General features: G+C 39.7%; 11 protein-coding genes and 1 tRNA gene. All 12 read left to right on the forward strand.

What is annotated here, in order from left to right:
• Positions 1-108 precede the first annotated feature (108 nt).
• The 12 genes from ACFINC_RS07400 (at position 109) to ACFINC_RS07455 (ending at position 16,186) form a co-directional block, all read left to right on the forward strand.
• Positions 109-184, forward strand: a tRNA-Trp gene (locus ACFINC_RS07400).
• Positions 185-391: 207 nt separating this feature from the next.
• Positions 392-604, forward strand: coding sequence for a preprotein translocase subunit SecE (secE, locus tag ACFINC_RS07405; RefSeq protein ID WP_375608518.1), 213 nt, complete (start codon positions 392-394; stop codon positions 602-604).
• Between the two features lie 20 nt (positions 605-624).
• The gene (nusG, locus tag ACFINC_RS07410) at positions 625-1,155 is read left to right on the forward strand and encodes a transcription termination/antitermination protein NusG (RefSeq protein WP_375616769.1); all 531 of its coding nucleotides are present in this window, start codon (positions 625-627) and stop codon (positions 1,153-1,155) included.
• Between the two features lie 149 nt (positions 1,156-1,304).
• A complete protein-coding gene (rplK, locus tag ACFINC_RS07415) occupies positions 1,305-1,733 on the forward strand; it encodes a 50S ribosomal protein L11 (protein WP_375616770.1) in 429 nt (142 codons plus the stop codon).
• Positions 1,734-1,737: 4 nt separating this feature from the next.
• Positions 1,738-2,442 carry a 50S ribosomal protein L1 gene (rplA, locus tag ACFINC_RS07420; protein WP_375616771.1) on the forward strand — a complete coding sequence of 235 codons (705 nt, stop codon included), beginning with the start codon at positions 1,738-1,740 and terminating at the stop codon, positions 2,440-2,442.
• A 357-nt stretch (positions 2,443-2,799) separates the two neighbouring features.
• Positions 2,800-3,318, forward strand: a complete 519-nt coding sequence (gene rplJ / locus ACFINC_RS07425; protein ID WP_375616772.1) for a 50S ribosomal protein L10 — start codon at positions 2,800-2,802, stop codon at positions 3,316-3,318.
• Between the two features lie 101 nt (positions 3,319-3,419).
• Complete coding sequence (gene rplL, locus ACFINC_RS07430; RefSeq protein ID WP_012755028.1) at positions 3,420-3,791, forward strand: 50S ribosomal protein L7/L12; 372 nt, start codon at positions 3,420-3,422, stop codon at positions 3,789-3,791.
• Between the two features lie 288 nt (positions 3,792-4,079).
• A complete protein-coding gene (rpoB, locus tag ACFINC_RS07435) occupies positions 4,080-8,231 on the forward strand; it encodes a DNA-directed RNA polymerase subunit beta (RefSeq protein WP_375608557.1) in 4,152 nt (1,383 codons plus the stop codon).
• Between the two features lie 168 nt (positions 8,232-8,399).
• Positions 8,400-12,611, forward strand: coding sequence for a DNA-directed RNA polymerase subunit beta' (gene rpoC, locus ACFINC_RS07440; RefSeq protein WP_375616773.1), 4,212 nt, complete (start codon positions 8,400-8,402; stop codon positions 12,609-12,611).
• A gap of 556 nt (positions 12,612-13,167) precedes the next feature.
• Complete coding sequence (locus ACFINC_RS07445; protein WP_375616774.1) at positions 13,168-13,554, forward strand: MerR family DNA-binding transcriptional regulator; 387 nt, start codon at positions 13,168-13,170, stop codon at positions 13,552-13,554.
• A gap of 208 nt (positions 13,555-13,762) precedes the next feature.
• Positions 13,763-14,452, forward strand: coding sequence for a nitroreductase (locus tag ACFINC_RS07450; protein ID WP_375616775.1), 690 nt, complete (start codon positions 13,763-13,765; stop codon positions 14,450-14,452).
• Between the two features lie 342 nt (positions 14,453-14,794).
• The gene (locus tag ACFINC_RS07455; RefSeq protein WP_375616776.1) at positions 14,795-16,186 is read left to right on the forward strand and encodes an L-serine ammonia-lyase; all 1,392 of its coding nucleotides are present in this window, start codon (positions 14,795-14,797) and stop codon (positions 16,184-16,186) included.
• The last annotated feature ends 70 nt before the right edge of the window (positions 16,187-16,256 follow it).

Below are 16,256 nucleotides of genomic sequence, written 5' to 3' on the forward strand. Positions count from 1 at the left end.
TGCTATTCGTGAAGGTGGTCGTACTGTTGGTGCCGGTATCGTCTCTAAGATCATTGAATAAATAATGCTTGTTGAGCGCTTGTTAAAGGTATTTTAGTTTTAAGAATTAGGGGTATAGCTCAGTTGGTAGAGCGGCGGTCTCCAAAACCGCAGGTCGCGGGTTCAAGTCCTGCTGCCCCTGCCAAAGGGGAATAGGATTTAGATATGAGGTAGTAGATTTTTCTGCTTTTCCGCTTTTTTGCTTTTTTTTATATGGGGCTTGTTTTTTTGTGTGTGAAACGGTATTGAATAGAAAGTAAGAAAATTGCGTAAGTCTGGAAGTGGCTTTTGCATTTTTTCCTATTTATTTTGTTGTATAAAACACAATAGGGCGAGAGAGAGTAGTGTGACGATGGCATCTAGAACCAATCCGATTACCTTTATGAAGCAGGTTTATGCAGAAACAGTTAAAGTGAAATGGCCTACACGTCGTGAGACGGTTATTTCTACTATTATGGTTTTGTTGGTAACTGCATTGGCTTCAGCTTTCTTTTTTATTGTGGATCAGGTTATGCATTTTGGTGTTTGGCGGGTTATTGATCTTCTGAAATATCTTTTTAGTTGAGAATGTAAGGAAGTGGGACTGTGGCAGCTCGTTGGTATATTGTTCAGGCATATTCGAATTTTGAAAAGAAAGTAGCGGAAGCTATTGATAAGGAAGCAAAGCAGAAAGGACTTGATCATCTATTTGAAAAAATTTTTGTTCCAACAGAGCGTGTTGTAGAAGTCCGTCGTGGACGTAAAGTTGATACTGAGCGAAAATTTTTTCCTGGTTATGTTCTTGTTTGTGCTGAATTAACAGATGAAGTTTATCATCTTATTAAGAATACTCCTAAAGTGACAGGTTTTTTAGGGTCGGATGCGCGTCCTGTTCCTATTTCTGATCGAGAGGTTGAAAAGATTCTCAAACAAGTTCAGGAGGGGGTTGAGTCTCCAAAGTCCTCTGTGTTGTTTGAGGTTGGTGAACAAGTTCGTGTTGCTGATGGTCCTTTTGTTTCATTTAATGGAATTGTTCAAGAGGTTGAAGAAGAGCGCTCTCGTCTTAAGGTTGAAGTGCTTATTTTTGGGCGTCCTACGCCTGTTGATTTGGAATTTGGTCAGGTTGAAAAACTCTGATTGAATTTAGAGTAATTTTAATTACTTTAAGTAAGGAGTGGGAGGTGATTTATAGCTTTTGTCGGCTTAATGATCCGAACCACGTAACTGCAGCGGGTAGCAGGCAAAATAAATTGTCCGTATACCAGTGAAATTGAAGGCAGATTGTTATGGCAAAAAAAAGTATAGGTCAGCTCAAGTTGCAGGTTCCTGCAGGAGCTGCTACTCCATCTCCACCGATTGGTCCTGCTCTTGGGCAACGTGGTATTAATATCATGGAATTTTGTAAAGCGTTTAATGCAGCTACACAAGAAATGGAAAAGGGGGCGCCGATTCCAGTTGTTATTACATATTACCAAGATAAGTCTTTTACGTTTTCTCTTAAGACACCTCCTGTATCATTCTTTTTAAAGAAGGAAGCAAAACTGAAATCTGGTTCAAAAGAGCCTGGTAAAGTATCTGTAGGAAGCATTTCTCGCGATAAAATTCGTTCGATTGCGGAATCAAAAATGAAAGATCTTAATGCAAATGACATTGAGGCAGCGATGCGTATGGTTGAAGGTTCTGCTCGCTCGATGGGTTTGGAAGTGGTGGGCTAATATTATGGCAAAAGTAGCAAAGAGAATAAAAAATATCCGAAAAGATATCGATTTTAGTGAACTTTACGCTTTAAAAGATGCTGTTTTAATGGTTAAGGAGCGTGCTGTTGCTAAATTTGATGAAACAATCGAAATTTCAATGAACTTGGGTGTTGATCCTCGTCATGCTGATCAAATGGTTCGAGGTGTTGCTCATTTGCCTAATGGAACAGGAAGAAATATTCGTGTTGCCGTTTTTGCTCGTGGGGATAAGGCTGAGGAAGCTAAGGCGGCAGGAGCTGATATTGTGGGTGCTGAAGATTTGTTTGAAAGCATTAATAGGGGGGCGATTGACTTTGATCGTTGTATTGCAACACCAGACATGATGCCTCTTGTTGGTCGTCTTGGTAAGATTCTTGGTCCACGGAGTTTGATGCCGAATCCGAAAGTTGGTACTGTAACACTTGATGTTGCTGGTGCTGTCAAAGCGTCTAAGGGTGGTGCTGTTGAGTTTCGTGTTGAAAAAGCAGGTATTGTGCATGCTGGTATTGGTAAGGCTTCTTTTGGTGTTGAAAAAATCGTAGAAAATATAAAAGCCTTTGCAAGTGCAGTTATTAAAGCTAAACCGCAAGGTGCAAAAGGTGAGTATATTAAGCGCGTTGCTGTTTCTTCGACTATGGGGATTGGTGTTAAAGTTGATCCAGCAACAGTTCGTTCAGAGACAGTATAAGCTGATTTATAATTTTGTTTTGGGGTATGTGAACATCAAAATTGTATTTTAAATGCTGGTTTTGGTCGGTATTTAGCTATCTAAGCTTTATAGAGCTTAGGTTGTACCGGGAGAAATTCCGGAATATCCTGTCCGAGATTGTAGGTGATACTTTTAAGTATCTTAATCAGAAAAGCCTGCATGAGACTGGGGTAAAAACTGAGAGTTAAAAGACTTAAAGGGTTTGAGCCAGGGTTGCCTTTGAGCGCTGTGCGTGAAAAAGGGGACAGGATCCTCATCGGTGACATGAAATATTTTATGTTATCAAAGGTAACCAACAGGTTTGTTTTAAGCAGATCTGTTAAATGGAGAGAGACAGTGAATAGAGCGGAAAAACGCGAATTTGTTACATGGCTTAACGAGGCTTTTCGGAAGTCTGGTTCTGTTGTTGTTGCACATTATTCCGGTCTGACAGTTTCACAAATGAACGATTTGCGTTCGAGAATGGGTGAAGCTGGAGGTGCCGTTAAAGTCGCCAAAAACCGTCTTGCTAAAATCGCTCTTCAGGGCACGGAATCTGAATCGATAGTGGATTTGTTTACTGGACAAACACTTATTGCTTATTCAGAAGATCCAATCACAGCACCGAAAGTTGCTGTTGATTTTGCAAAAAGCAATGACAAATTTGTCATCCTTGGCGGTTCAATGGGTGCAACAAGTTTAACTGTAGATGCTGTGAAGTCATTGGCTTCATTGCCTTCATTAAACGAGTTGCGTGCAAAACTTGTGGGTATGGTTTCTACCCCTGCGACCCGTATTGCACAGGTTGTTAATGCTCCTGCTGGTCAGGTTGCACGTGTCATTGGAGCATATGCTCAGGAGGATAAGGCGGCTTAAGGCTGTTTGTATTCATGTTTATGGAAAAGCTTTAATGCTTTTCTGTTTTTTTGAATAAGTTTTAATAATGGTTCAAATCTTTTAATTGAAGGAATTTAAAAATGGCTGATCTAGAGAAGATCGTAGAAGACCTTTCTAATCTAACCCTTTTGGAAGCTGCTGAGCTTTCTAAGTTACTTGAAGAAAAATGGGGAGTTTCTGCTGCTGCTCCTGTGGCTGTTGCTGCTGTTGCTGGTGCTGCTGCTCCAGCTGCTGAAGAAAAAACAGAATTTGATGTTATTCTTGTTGAAGGTGGCGCACAAAAAATTAATGTTATTAAGGAAGTTCGTGCTCTTACTGGACTTGGTCTTAAAGAAGCTAAAGATCTGGTTGAAGGAGCACCCAAGCCTATTAAAGAAGGTGCTTCTAAAGAAGAGGCAGAGAAAATTAAATCTCAACTTGAAGCTGCTGGTGCTAAAGTTGAACTTAAGTAAATTTAATTTTATCGGCGAACATTTATGTTCGCCGATTTTCTTTCTTTTAATAAAGAAAGAAAATCGTGAGTAGAAAACCTTGTCCCAACGGTTTTGTAACAGTAATGGGATAGGTTTTAATTACTCATCCCGTCATCATAGAGTCAAAGAGATAAATGGCTTATGTTGGTGGGGAGGTTAGTGATGCTCATTATCGGGTGTCAAGTGAACTGGTCTGCATATGCAGGTTAATGATTATAAGGCTTTCAAGGTTGGTCTACCTTGAACAGTAAAGATCAAGGAGCGATGATGGCTCAGACTCTTGCAATGATGTCTCAATTCAATGGTCGTAAGCGGGTACGCAAATTTTTTGGTAAGATTCCTGAAGTGGCAGAAATGCCGAATCTTATTGAGGTTCAAAAAGCATCCTATGATCAGTTTCTCATGGTTGAGGAACCAGAAGGTGGGCGACCAGATGAAGGTTTGCAGGCTGTTTTTAAATCGGTATTTCCTATTTCAGATTTCTCCGGTACAGCTATGCTTGAGTTTGTTGGTTATGAATTTGATTTACCGAAATTTGATGTTGAAGAATGTCGCCAACGTGATTTAACTTATGCTGCACCATTAAAGGTCATATTACGTTTGATTGTTTTTGATGTTGATGAGGATACTGGCTCCAAAGATATCAAAGACATTAAAGAGCAGGGCGTTTATATGGGCGATATGCCTTTAATGACGACGAATGGTACCTTTATCGTTAATGGTACAGAGCGTGTTATTGTTTCCCAGATGCATCGTTCTCCTGGTGTCTTTTTTGATCATGATAAAGGGAAGTCGCATTCATCGGGAAAGCTTCTTTTTGCTGCTCGTGTTATTCCATATCGTGGTTCTTGGCTTGACATTGAGTTTGATGCTAAAGATATCATTTATGCGCGTATTGATCGACGGCGCAAGATTCCTGTTACCAGTCTTTTGATGGCATTAGGTATGGATGCGTCGGATATTTTGTCGACGTTTTATGATAAAGTGACTTATGAGCGTGATGGACAAGGATGGCGTGTTCCTTATTCTGTTGATCGCTTTAAAGGAATGAAGCTTATTTCTGATCTTATTGATGCAGATAGTGGTGAAGTTGTTGCTGAGGCTGGTAAAAAGCTAACAGTTCGTACAGCGAAGTCTTTAGAAGAAAAAGGTCTCAAGGCGGTTAAAGTTAGTGAAGATGATTTATTAGGTTGTTATTTGGCCGAAGATATCGTCAATTACGAGACGGGTGAGATTTACCTTGAGGCTGGTGATGAAATTGACGAAAAAGTATTGAAAATTTTGCTTGATGTCAGTGCTGATCAAATCAATATTCTTGATATTGATCACATGAATATTGGAGCATATATCCGCAACACTTTAAAGGTGGATAAAAATGAAAGTCGGCAGGATGCGTTGTTTGATATTTACCGAGTAATGCGTCCAGGGGAGCCTCCAACGATCGATACAGCAGAAGCAATGTTCCATTCGTTGTTTTTTGATCCAGAGCGTTATGATCTTTCAGCTGTTGGACGTGTTAAGATGAATTTGCGTATGGATCTTGATTGTCCAGATACAGTTCGCATTTTACGTCAAGAGGATATTCTTGCTGTTGTTAAGATGTTGGTTGAATTGCGTGATGGTCGTGGTGAAATTGATGATATTGATAATCTTGGCAATCGTCGCGTTCGTTCCGTTGGGGAGTTGATGGAAAATCAATATCGCGTTGGTCTTCTTCGTATGGAACGTGCGATAAAAGAGCGTATGTCATCGGTTGAAATTGATACAGTTATGCCGCAGGATTTGATCAATGCAAAGCCTGCTGCGGCAGCAGTTCGTGAGTTTTTTGGGTCTTCACAATTGTCGCAGTTTATGGATCAAACCAACCCATTGTCGGAAATTACCCATAAACGCCGTCTTTCTGCTCTTGGTCCAGGTGGTTTGACTCGTGAACGTGCGGGTTTTGAAGTTCGTGACGTCCATCCTACGCATTATGGTCGAATTTGTCCGATTGAAACACCAGAAGGCCCGAATATTGGTCTGATTAACTCCTTAGCAACCTTTGCTCGGGTTAACAAATATGGCTTTATTGAAAGCCCATATCGAAAAATTATTGATGGTAAAGTCACAAAAGAAGTTATTTATCTTTCTGCGATGGAAGAAGCAAAGCATTATGTAGCTCAAGCTAATTCTTCATTAGATAGTGAAGGCCGCTTTATAGAAGAGTTTGTTGTTTGCCGTCATGCGGGTGAAGTTTTAATGGCGCCACGCGATCATGTTGATTTGATGGATGTTTCACCAAAACAGTTGGTTTCAGTTGCAGCAGCGCTTATTCCGTTTTTGGAAAATGATGATGCGAATCGTGCGTTGATGGGATCGAACATGCAGCGTCAGGCAGTTCCTCTTGTACGCGCTGAGGCACCCTTTGTTGGTACGGGAATGGAATCCGTTGTTGCACGCGATTCAGGAGCTGCTGTGAGTGCAAAACGTAGTGGTATTGTTGATCAGGTTGATGCAACCCGTATTGTTATCCGTGCAACAGAAGATTTAGATCCTTCAAAATCAGGTGTTGATATTTACCGCTTACAAAAATTTCAGCGTTCTAATCAGTCCACTTGTATTAATCAGCGTCCTCTTGTGCATGTCGGTGATAGGGTAGAGAAGGGTGATATTATTGCCGATGGTCCATCCACGGATCTTGGTGATTTAGCTCTTGGGCGGAATGTTCTTGTAGCCTTTATGCCTTGGAATGGATACAATTACGAAGATTCCATTTTGTTATCTGAGCGCATTGTTGCTGATGATGTCTTTACTTCGATTCATATTGAGGAATTTGAAGTTGCAGCACGTGATACAAAACTTGGTCCAGAAGAAATTACGCGTGATATTCCTAATGTTGCGGAAGAGGCGTTAAGAAATCTTGATGAAGCTGGCATTATTTATATTGGTGCTGAAGTTCAACCAGGTGATATTTTAGTTGGAAAGATTACACCAAAGGGTGAAAGTCCTATGACGCCGGAAGAAAAGCTTCTGCGTGCAATTTTTGGGGAAAAGGCATCCGATGTTCGTGATACTTCTATGCGTATGCCACCTGGGACTTTTGGTACTGTTGTTGAAGTTCGCGTTTTTAATCGCCATGGCGTGGAAAAAGATGAACGTGCGATGGCAATTGAGCGTGAAGAAATTGAGCGTTTAGCAAAAGATCGTGATGATGAACAGTCTATTCTTGATCGCAATGTTTATGCGCGCCTCACCGATATGTTGACAGGTAAAGTTGCTGTAGAAGGTCCAAAAGGCTTTTCGGGTAGCAAAAAGCTTGATAGCGCGGTAATGGGGCATTATCCACGATCTCAGTGGTGGCAATTTGCTGTTGAGGATGAAAAGCTTCAAAATGAAATTGAAGCTTTGCGTAAGCAATATGATGAATCAAAAGAAGCATTACAACGTCGCTTTATGGATAAAGTTGAAAAAGTCCAAAGAGGTGATGAAATGCCTCCTGGTGTCATGAAAATGGTGAAGGTTTTTGTGGCTGTGAAACGCAAAATCCAACCAGGTGATAAGATGGCGGGGCGTCATGGGAATAAGGGGGTTGTCTCACGTATTCTTCCCATAGAAGATATGCCCTTTCTTGAAGATGGAACCCATGCTGATATCGTCTTGAATCCACTTGGTGTGCCTAGTCGTATGAATGTTGGACAAATTCTTGAGACGCACCTTGGTTGGGCATGTGCCGGGATGGGCAAGAAGATTGGCGATTTGTTAGAATTATATCAAGAAACTGGGGATATACTTCCTTTGCGCCAGCGTATTGAAAATCTTATGCCTGATGATAATCATAATGAGCCAGTCCGTCAGTATGATAATGAAAGCCTTTACAAATTGGCTTTACAGATGAAGAAAGGGGTTTCAATTGCAACACCTGTTTTTGATGGAGCACATGAATCAGATATTAACATGATGCTGGAAGACGCAGGATTAGATAGTTCAGGGCAAGTTACACTTTATGATGGTCGTACGGGAGAGCCTTTTGATCGCCCAGTAACGGTGGGATATATTTACATGTTAAAATTACATCACCTGGTTGATGATAAAATTCATGCACGTTCTATTGGTCCTTATTCACTTGTTACACAGCAACCATTAGGAGGTAAGGCGCAGTTTGGTGGTCAGCGTTTTGGTGAAATGGAGGTTTGGGCACTTGAAGCTTATGGTGCGGCATACACTTTGCAGGAGATGCTAACAGTAAAATCGGATGATGTAGCTGGTCGGACGAAGGTCTATGAAGCGATTGTACGCGGTGATGATACATTTGAGGCAGGTATACCTGAGAGCTTTAATGTGTTGGTGAAAGAAATGCGTTCACTCGCTCTTAATGTGGAGCTTGATGATGCGCGTGAACTTATTGCACAGCGCGTATTGTCTGACACAGCAGAACAATAATTCAAGGAGCGCACTGGAAAAGGCTGCGCTCTAATTAAATTTAAAAGGTTCAAAACCTTATTAAGATACTGCAGATCATTTTTAAAAATAAATGTATTTTAAAGAAGATCTGTTATAAAATAAATGAGATATTACAACAGGTTCTAAGAATCTTTGAAGGAGAACAGCATGAACCACGAGGTCATGAATCTTTTCAATCCTCAAGCGCCAGCGCAGACATTTGACTCTATTCGTATTTCTATTGCAAGTCCTGAGAAAATTTTGTCCTGGTCGTATGGTGAGATTAAGAAGCCTGAGACGATTAATTATCGGACTTTTAAACCAGAGCGTGATGGTCTTTTTTGTGCACGTATATTTGGCCCTATTAAGGACTATGAATGTTTATGCGGCAAATATAAACGCATGAAATATAAGGGCATTATTTGTGAAAAATGTGGTGTAGAGGTTACTCTTTCGCGCGTACGTCGTGAGCGTATGGGGCATATTGAGCTTGCGGCGCCTGTTGCGCATATATGGTTTCTTAAATCATTACCAGGCCGTATTTCTACACTTTTAGATTTGACTTTAAAAGATATTGAGCGGGTTCTTTATTTTGAGAATTATATTGTAACTGAACCAGGGTTGACATCTCTTAAGCTATACCAGCTTCTTTCTGAAGAAGAATATATGCTTGCTATTGATGAGTTTGGAGAAGATCAATTTACAGCTATGATTGGCGCTGAAGCTATTTACGAGCTTTTAGCTGGTATGGAGTTAGATAAAATTGCCAATGATTTGCGTCTCGAATTAGCTGAAACGACTTCAGAGTTAAAGCAGAAAAAATTGATTAAACGACTTAAGATCGTTGAAAATTTTCTTGAATCTGGGAATAAGCCAGAGTGGATGATTATGAAAACAATTCCGGTTATTCCACCGGATTTACGTCCATTGGTTCCACTTGATGGTGGGCGTTTTGCGACATCAGATCTGAATGATCTTTATCGACGTGTTATTAATCGTAATAACCGCTTGAAACGGCTAATTGAATTGCGTGCTCCTGGAATTATCGTGCGCAATGAAAAGCGTATGGTGCAAGAAGCTGTTGATGCATTGTTTGATAATGGACGGCGTGGGCGTGTGATTACTGGAGCCAATAAACGTCCGTTAAAGTCTCTTTCAGATATGTTAAAGGGTAAGCAAGGGCGTTTTCGTCAAAACTTACTTGGAAAGCGTGTTGATTACTCAGGACGTTCTGTTATTGTGACAGGTCCTGAATTAAAATTACATCAATGTGGCCTTCCTAAAAAAATGGCTCTTGAATTATTTAAGCCATTTATTTATGCGCGCCTTGATGCGAAAGGATATTCTTCAACTGTAAAACAAGCAAAAAAGCTTGTTGAAAAGGAGCATCCAGAAGTTTGGGATATCTTGGATGAGGTTATTCGTGAACATCCTGTTTTGCTCAATCGTGCGCCAACATTGCACCGCTTGGGGATTCAGGCTTTTGAACCTATCTTGATTGAAGGGAAAGCTATCCAGCTTCATCCGCTGGTGTGCACTGCTTTTAATGCAGATTTTGATGGAGATCAGATGGCGGTTCATGTTCCGCTTTCTCTTGAAGCACAGCTTGAAGCCCGTGTTTTAATGATGTCAACCAATAATATTCTTCATCCAGCTAATGGAGCCCCCATTATTGTTCCATCACAGGATATGGTTCTTGGTCTTTATTATCTTTCGATTGTTTCTGAAAAAGAACCAGGTGAGGGAATGGCTTTTTCTGATATAGGTGAGCTTCATTATGCTTTGGAAAATAAAGTTGTAACGCTTCATACGAAGATTAAAGGCCGTGTTAAGGATATCGGTAAGGATGGAAAAGAGGTTTCTAAACTTTATGATACGACACCTGGTCGTTTGATTATCGGTGAGCTTTTGCCAAGAAATCCGAATATTTCCTTTGATATTGTCAATCAAGAAATGACGAAAAAGAATATTTCTAAAATGATTGATCATGTTTATCGGCACTGTGGACAAAAAGAGACGGTTATTTTTTGTGACCGTATTATGCAGCTTGGCTTTTCTTATGCTTGTCGTGCAGGAATTTCATTCGGTAAAGATGATATGGTTATTCCTGATAGCAAGTCGCGTTTAGTTGCGGAAACAGAAGCTTTGGCTAAGGAATATGAACAGCAATATAATGATGGTTTGATTACCCAAGGTGAAAAATACAATAAGGTTGTAGATGCTTGGGGTAAATGTACAGACCGCGTTGCGGATGAAATGATGAAACGTATTCAAGCCATCGATTTTGATCCTAAAACAGGTCGTCAACGGCCAATGAATTCGATTTATATGATGTCGCACTCTGGTGCACGTGGTTCTGCTAACCAGATGAGACAATTGGCTGGTATGCGTGGATTAATGGCAAAACCATCGGGTGAAATTATTGAAACTCCCATTATTTCAAATTTTAAGGAAGGTCTGACGGTTAACGAGTACTTCAACTCAACTCACGGTGCGCGTAAAGGACTTGCTGATACTGCGTTAAAAACTGCCAACTCCGGTTATCTCACGCGGCGTCTTGTTGATGTTGCTCAGGATGCTATTATTTCAGCAGTTGATTGTGGTACAGCAAAAGGGCTTACTATGCAGCCCATTGTTGATGCAGGACAAATTGTTGCCTCTCTTGGGCAAAGAATTCTTGGTCGTACAGCGCTTGTGGATATTTTGCATCCCGTCTCTGGTGAGGTTATTCTTGAAGGTGGAGCGATGATTGAGGAAGCTGATGTCGCAAAGATTGAAGAAGCCGGAATTCAGTCAGTTCAAATTCGTTCTGCTTTAACGTGTGAAACACGTCTTGGTGTTTGTGCGAAATGCTATGGTCGAGATTTGGCGCGTGGAACACCTGTTAATCAGGGAGAAGCTGTTGGTGTTATTGCTGCTCAATCCATTGGTGAGCCGGGAACGCAGCTTACTATGCGTACTTTTCACTTAGGAGGAACTGCGCAGGTTGTTGATTCATCTTATTTAGAAGCATCCTATGAAGGTACGGTGGAGATTCGTAATCGTAATGTGGTTCGCAATTCTGAAGGCCATTTGGTTGTTATGGGGCGTAATATGGCTATCCTTATCAAGGATGAGTTAGGAAAAGAGCGCGTTGTGCATCGTGTTAGCTATGGTGCACACATTTTTGTTGATGATGGTGATATGGTTAAACGTGGCCAGCGTATAGCAGAATGGGATCCTTATACGCGTCCGGTTTTAACGGAAGTTGAAGGCTATGTAGGTTTTGAAGATATGGTTGATGGTTTGTCTGTCACTGAAACAGCTGATGAATCTACGGGTATTACGAAGCGTTTGGTGATTGATTGGCGCGCTAATCCGCGTGGTGCGGATCTCAAACCAGCCATTGTTATCCATGCAAATAAAGAAGGTGAATCCATTGCTAAATTGTATAAAGGAGGTGAAGCCCGTTATATGATGTCAGCGGAAACTATTCTTTCTGTTGAGCTTGGTGCTCATGTTAAGGCGGGTGATGTTATTGCTCGTTTACCAATGGAAAGTGCCAAGACGAAAGATATTACGGGTGGTTTGCCTCGTGTGGCTGAGCTGTTTGAAGCACGTCGTCCAAAGGATCATGCGATTATTGCTGAAGTAAGTGGTACAATTCGATTTGGCCGTGGTTATAAGAATAAACGTCGTATTATTATTGAACCAAATGATGAGACTCTTGAGGCAGTAGAATATTTGATTCCAAAAGGTAAGCTGTTTCACTTCCAAGAAGGCGATCAAATTGAAAAGGGGGATTATATCCTTGATGGGAATCCAGCTCCTCATGATATTTTGGCGATTAAGGGTGTTGAAGCTTTGGCATCTTACCTTGTTAATGAGATTCAGGAGGTTTATCGTTTGCAAGGGGTTCTTATTAATGACAAGCACATTGAAGTGATTGTTCGTCAAATGTTGCAAAAAGTTGAAATTACTGAATCTGGAGATTCTGGTTATATTCCAGGTGATAACGTTGATCGTATTGAACTTGATGAAATCAATGATAATTTGATTGCAGAAGGGAAAAAACCCGCATCTGGTAATCCCATTCTTCTTGGAATTACAAAAGCTTCTCTTCAAACGCCTTCTTTCATTTCGGCGGCATCGTTTCAGGAAACAACACGTGTTCTTACTGAAGCAGCAGTTTCTGGTAAAATTGATACTTTGCAAGGACTCAAAGAGAACGTTATTGTCGGTCGTCTTATTCCAGCAGGTACAGGTGGTACGATTTCTCAAATCCGCCGTATTGCTGCAGTTCGTGATGATCTGATAGTAGATGAGCAGCGTAAGTCTAGTAATAACGAAGTGGCTAAGGCTATGTTGACAAATATGACAACTGAATCAGTTGCTAAATAATTTAAATACAACATTCACATACTATAAAAGCGTCTGAATAGAAATTTCAGACGTTTTTTTATCTCAAAATGCAGAAATTGCATATTTCCCTGAAAAATATAATAATAAAAATTATAAGGTTGTAGTCGTTTCAAATATTCTGAGTAGTTTATTATTTGATAATGATACTGATTTTTTTATTGCGTCATTTTAAAGTTTTTTTATTTTTGAGGGTAGTATAGAAATTTTTTTTCAAGATACATGAAGTCAAAAAGCTATATTCCAAGAAAAAGAGTAGCTTATATATAAGTGAAATAACGACTAATTTCGAATTTTAGGAAAATTTTTGATTGGATATCTTCTATAAAGATTTAAAAGTCCTTATAATAGATGATTAGCAATCTTTCCTGTCATCTAAAAAAATAATTAATTTTTTACTGTATAATACTTATTTGACAAGAATGTATTTCTTCATATTTTAGAATGCAGGAAAGGAGAGGATAGAGTGCTGACTAAAGTTTTATAAAAATAGACATATTTCTTATAATAATGTGATCTATAAAGACAGAATGATAAAATGTACGAATATTATTCAATTGGAGAATTGACACGTGAGTTTTCAATAACAGCTCGAACTTTGCGTTATTATGAAGAAGAGGGACTTCTTATCCCTTTCCGGCGTGGAAGTACACGGCTTTATACACAAACGGATCGTCATAAGTTAAAACAAATACTGCGTGCTAAAAGAGTTAAATTTTCGTTGTCTGAAATATCTGATATGTTGGCTATGGTTGGAAAACCACCTGATGATGAGAAAAAACTTAAGAAATTAATTGCAGGAATTAATAAAAAACGATCTGATTTAAAGAAGATGCAACGTGATATTGATGATCTTCTACAGGATTTAGAACGCATTGAGGAGACTTTTTTTGAGAGCTTAGCAGAGTTGGGGGTTAATCGTTGATTGTGAGATTTATTTCATCTGCTTTTAGGCAATTTCTTTTCTATTAAAAAAGATAGCCATCAGTATTGCTAATGGGAGTTTTTGACACTGCGTGAAATGTGTAAATCATTTGAAGAAATAGAGGGTGTGAAAAAAGCAGCAAAGGTATTTTCACACTATATTGTCCTTGATAGGCAAAAAAATATTTTTCACAGAGAAAGAAAAGACAATGGCAGTTTCTTCTATTAGTGTTTTTCAATCTATTTTGTCGCGAAAGTCAATTCGAGCTTTTACCAACCAGCCAGTTAGTTTGGAAACAATCAAAAAAATCTTAACACTTGCAGCACGTGCACCATCTGGAACCAATATTCAGCCATGGCAAGTGATTGTGCTTACGGGAAGTGTATTACAGAAAGTAGGGCAAGAGCTTTCACAACTTGTTCTTTCGGGTGTAAAAGGGGAGCGTGAATATAATTATTATCCACGTCAGTGGCGTGAACCTTATATTTCAAGGCGTCGAAAAGTTGGTTTAGAACTTTATCAGAGTCTTGGAATAAAAAAAGGAGATGAAGAAAAAATGCTTCATCAAAAAGCACGAAATTTTTTATTTTTTGATGCACCTGTAGGACTCTTATTTACAATGGATCACGATATGGAAATAGGGAGTTGGCTTGATTTGGGTATGTTTATGCAGACCATTATGTTAGCAGCACGTGGATTTGGATTGGATACCTGTCCCCAAGCAGCTTTTGCTGATTATCATAAACAAATTCGTACGCTCTTATCTGTACCTTCTGATCAGAATATTATCTGTGGTATGGCACTTGGTTATCGCGATATGAGTGCTCCAGAAAACAATTTTGAGACAGAACGAGAACCGTTAGAAAACTTTGTACGTTTCATCGAAGCATGTCCATAAAATGTTTTATATCATTAAGCATATACTTTGAAGAACTTGGTGCATTATGAAAAATATGCTTGGTAGAATTTTTTCATTCTTATTAAATTATGATGTTGCATATTAACACTTATTTTACTACGTTCGAAACATTAAGAGAGTGATGACTCTAAGGGCATTGTTCGTTTTGAAGGTTGGCTAATGGAAAGCACTATAGAAAGAGGGTGTTGGGTGGTAGCAAGACGAGCAACATTCGTGTTTATTGCTATCATTTTTTTACTCTATCTCGCAATTTGATTTTAAACAGGACAAACGTTATAGAAAAGCGTATACTCAGACCATATTGGAGTTTTGAGGTGGTTCGTGTTTTTATCTGTTTTTGAACTTTTTAAAATTGGTATTGGTCCTTCTAGCTCACATACGATGGGGCCGATGACAGCGGCTAATATGTTTTTGCAAAGGATACGAGATTTTTCTCAGTTATCTGACAACCAAGTTTCTCGTATACGTGTTTATCTTTATGGTTCTTTAGCTTTCACAGGTATTGGTCATGCGACAGATAGAGCTATCATATTAGGACTTTTAGGAGAAAAAGCGTCTACTGTTGATCCTGATAGCATGGGATTCCTGTTAGAAAAAGTTATACGTGAAAAAAAAGTGCAACCAGAAGGCCATCCCGTTTATCAGTTTGATTCGCAACGTGATCTTATTTTTGAACGAAAGGAAATTCTCCCTGGTCATACGAATGGACTAGCATTTGAAGGGCTTGATACTGATGGGAATGTTCTTTTGCGGCAGATTTATTATTCTATTGGTGGTGGCTTTGTTGTAACTGAGGATGAATTAAGACACATGAATGGTAATATAGAATCAGAAGTGTCTGAGGTGCCATATCCATTTGATTCTGCTCGTACAATGTTATCAATGGCAGAAAAATCAGGACTTTCAATTGCTGAAATGAAGCGCTTAAATGAAGAAATAAAAATAGAGCGTTTTTCTCTTGATGCTGGGCTTGATGAAATTTTTTCAGCGATGACAAATTGCATTAATAGAGGTCTTTCACAAGAAGGTGAGTTGCCTGGTGGATTACGTATTCCAAGGCGTGCTAAAAAACTGCATGATACGCTTTTGGAAAATCAAAAGAAAAATTGCAATTATCCACTTTGGGCAAACGATTGGCTTTCGGTATATGCTATAGCAGTCAATGAGGAAAATGCAGCAGGTGGTCGTGTTGTTACAGCACCAACAAATGGGGCTGCTGGTGTTGTCCCAGCTGTTTTGCGTTACTATCTTCAGTTTAATGATGGTTCAGATCGAAAGGGAATACATAATTTTCTATTAACGGCAGCAGCTATTGGCGGTGTTATCAAACATAATGCCTCTATTTCTGGTGCAGAAGTTGGGTGTCAAGGTGAAGTTGGAACGGCATCTTCAATGGCTGCAGCAGGGTTAACCGCGGCGTTAGGTGGAACACCAGCTCAAATTGAAAATGCAGCGGAAATTGCGCTTGAACATCATTTAGGAATGACATGTGATCCTGTTGCAGGTCTTGTACAAGTTCCTTGTATTGAGCGTAATGCAATGGGGGCTGTTAAGGCGGTAACGGCTTCTTCTCTTGCATTACATGGTAATGGAAATCATTTTGTTTCTCTTGACGCTTGTATAGAAACAATGCGCCAGACTGGTCATGATATGAGTGAACGCTATAAAGAAACAAGTAAAGGTGGCCTTGCAGTCAATGCGATATCTTGTTAAGAGCTGGACATTCTTCAATCCATAACTGAACTATTGTGAGAGGGATGGCCTTGTTTTCCTGATAAAGCTT

The organism is Bartonella sp. AP58NXGY (assembly GCF_042195785.1).
Lineage (GTDB): Bacteria > Pseudomonadota > Alphaproteobacteria > Rhizobiales > Rhizobiaceae > Bartonella.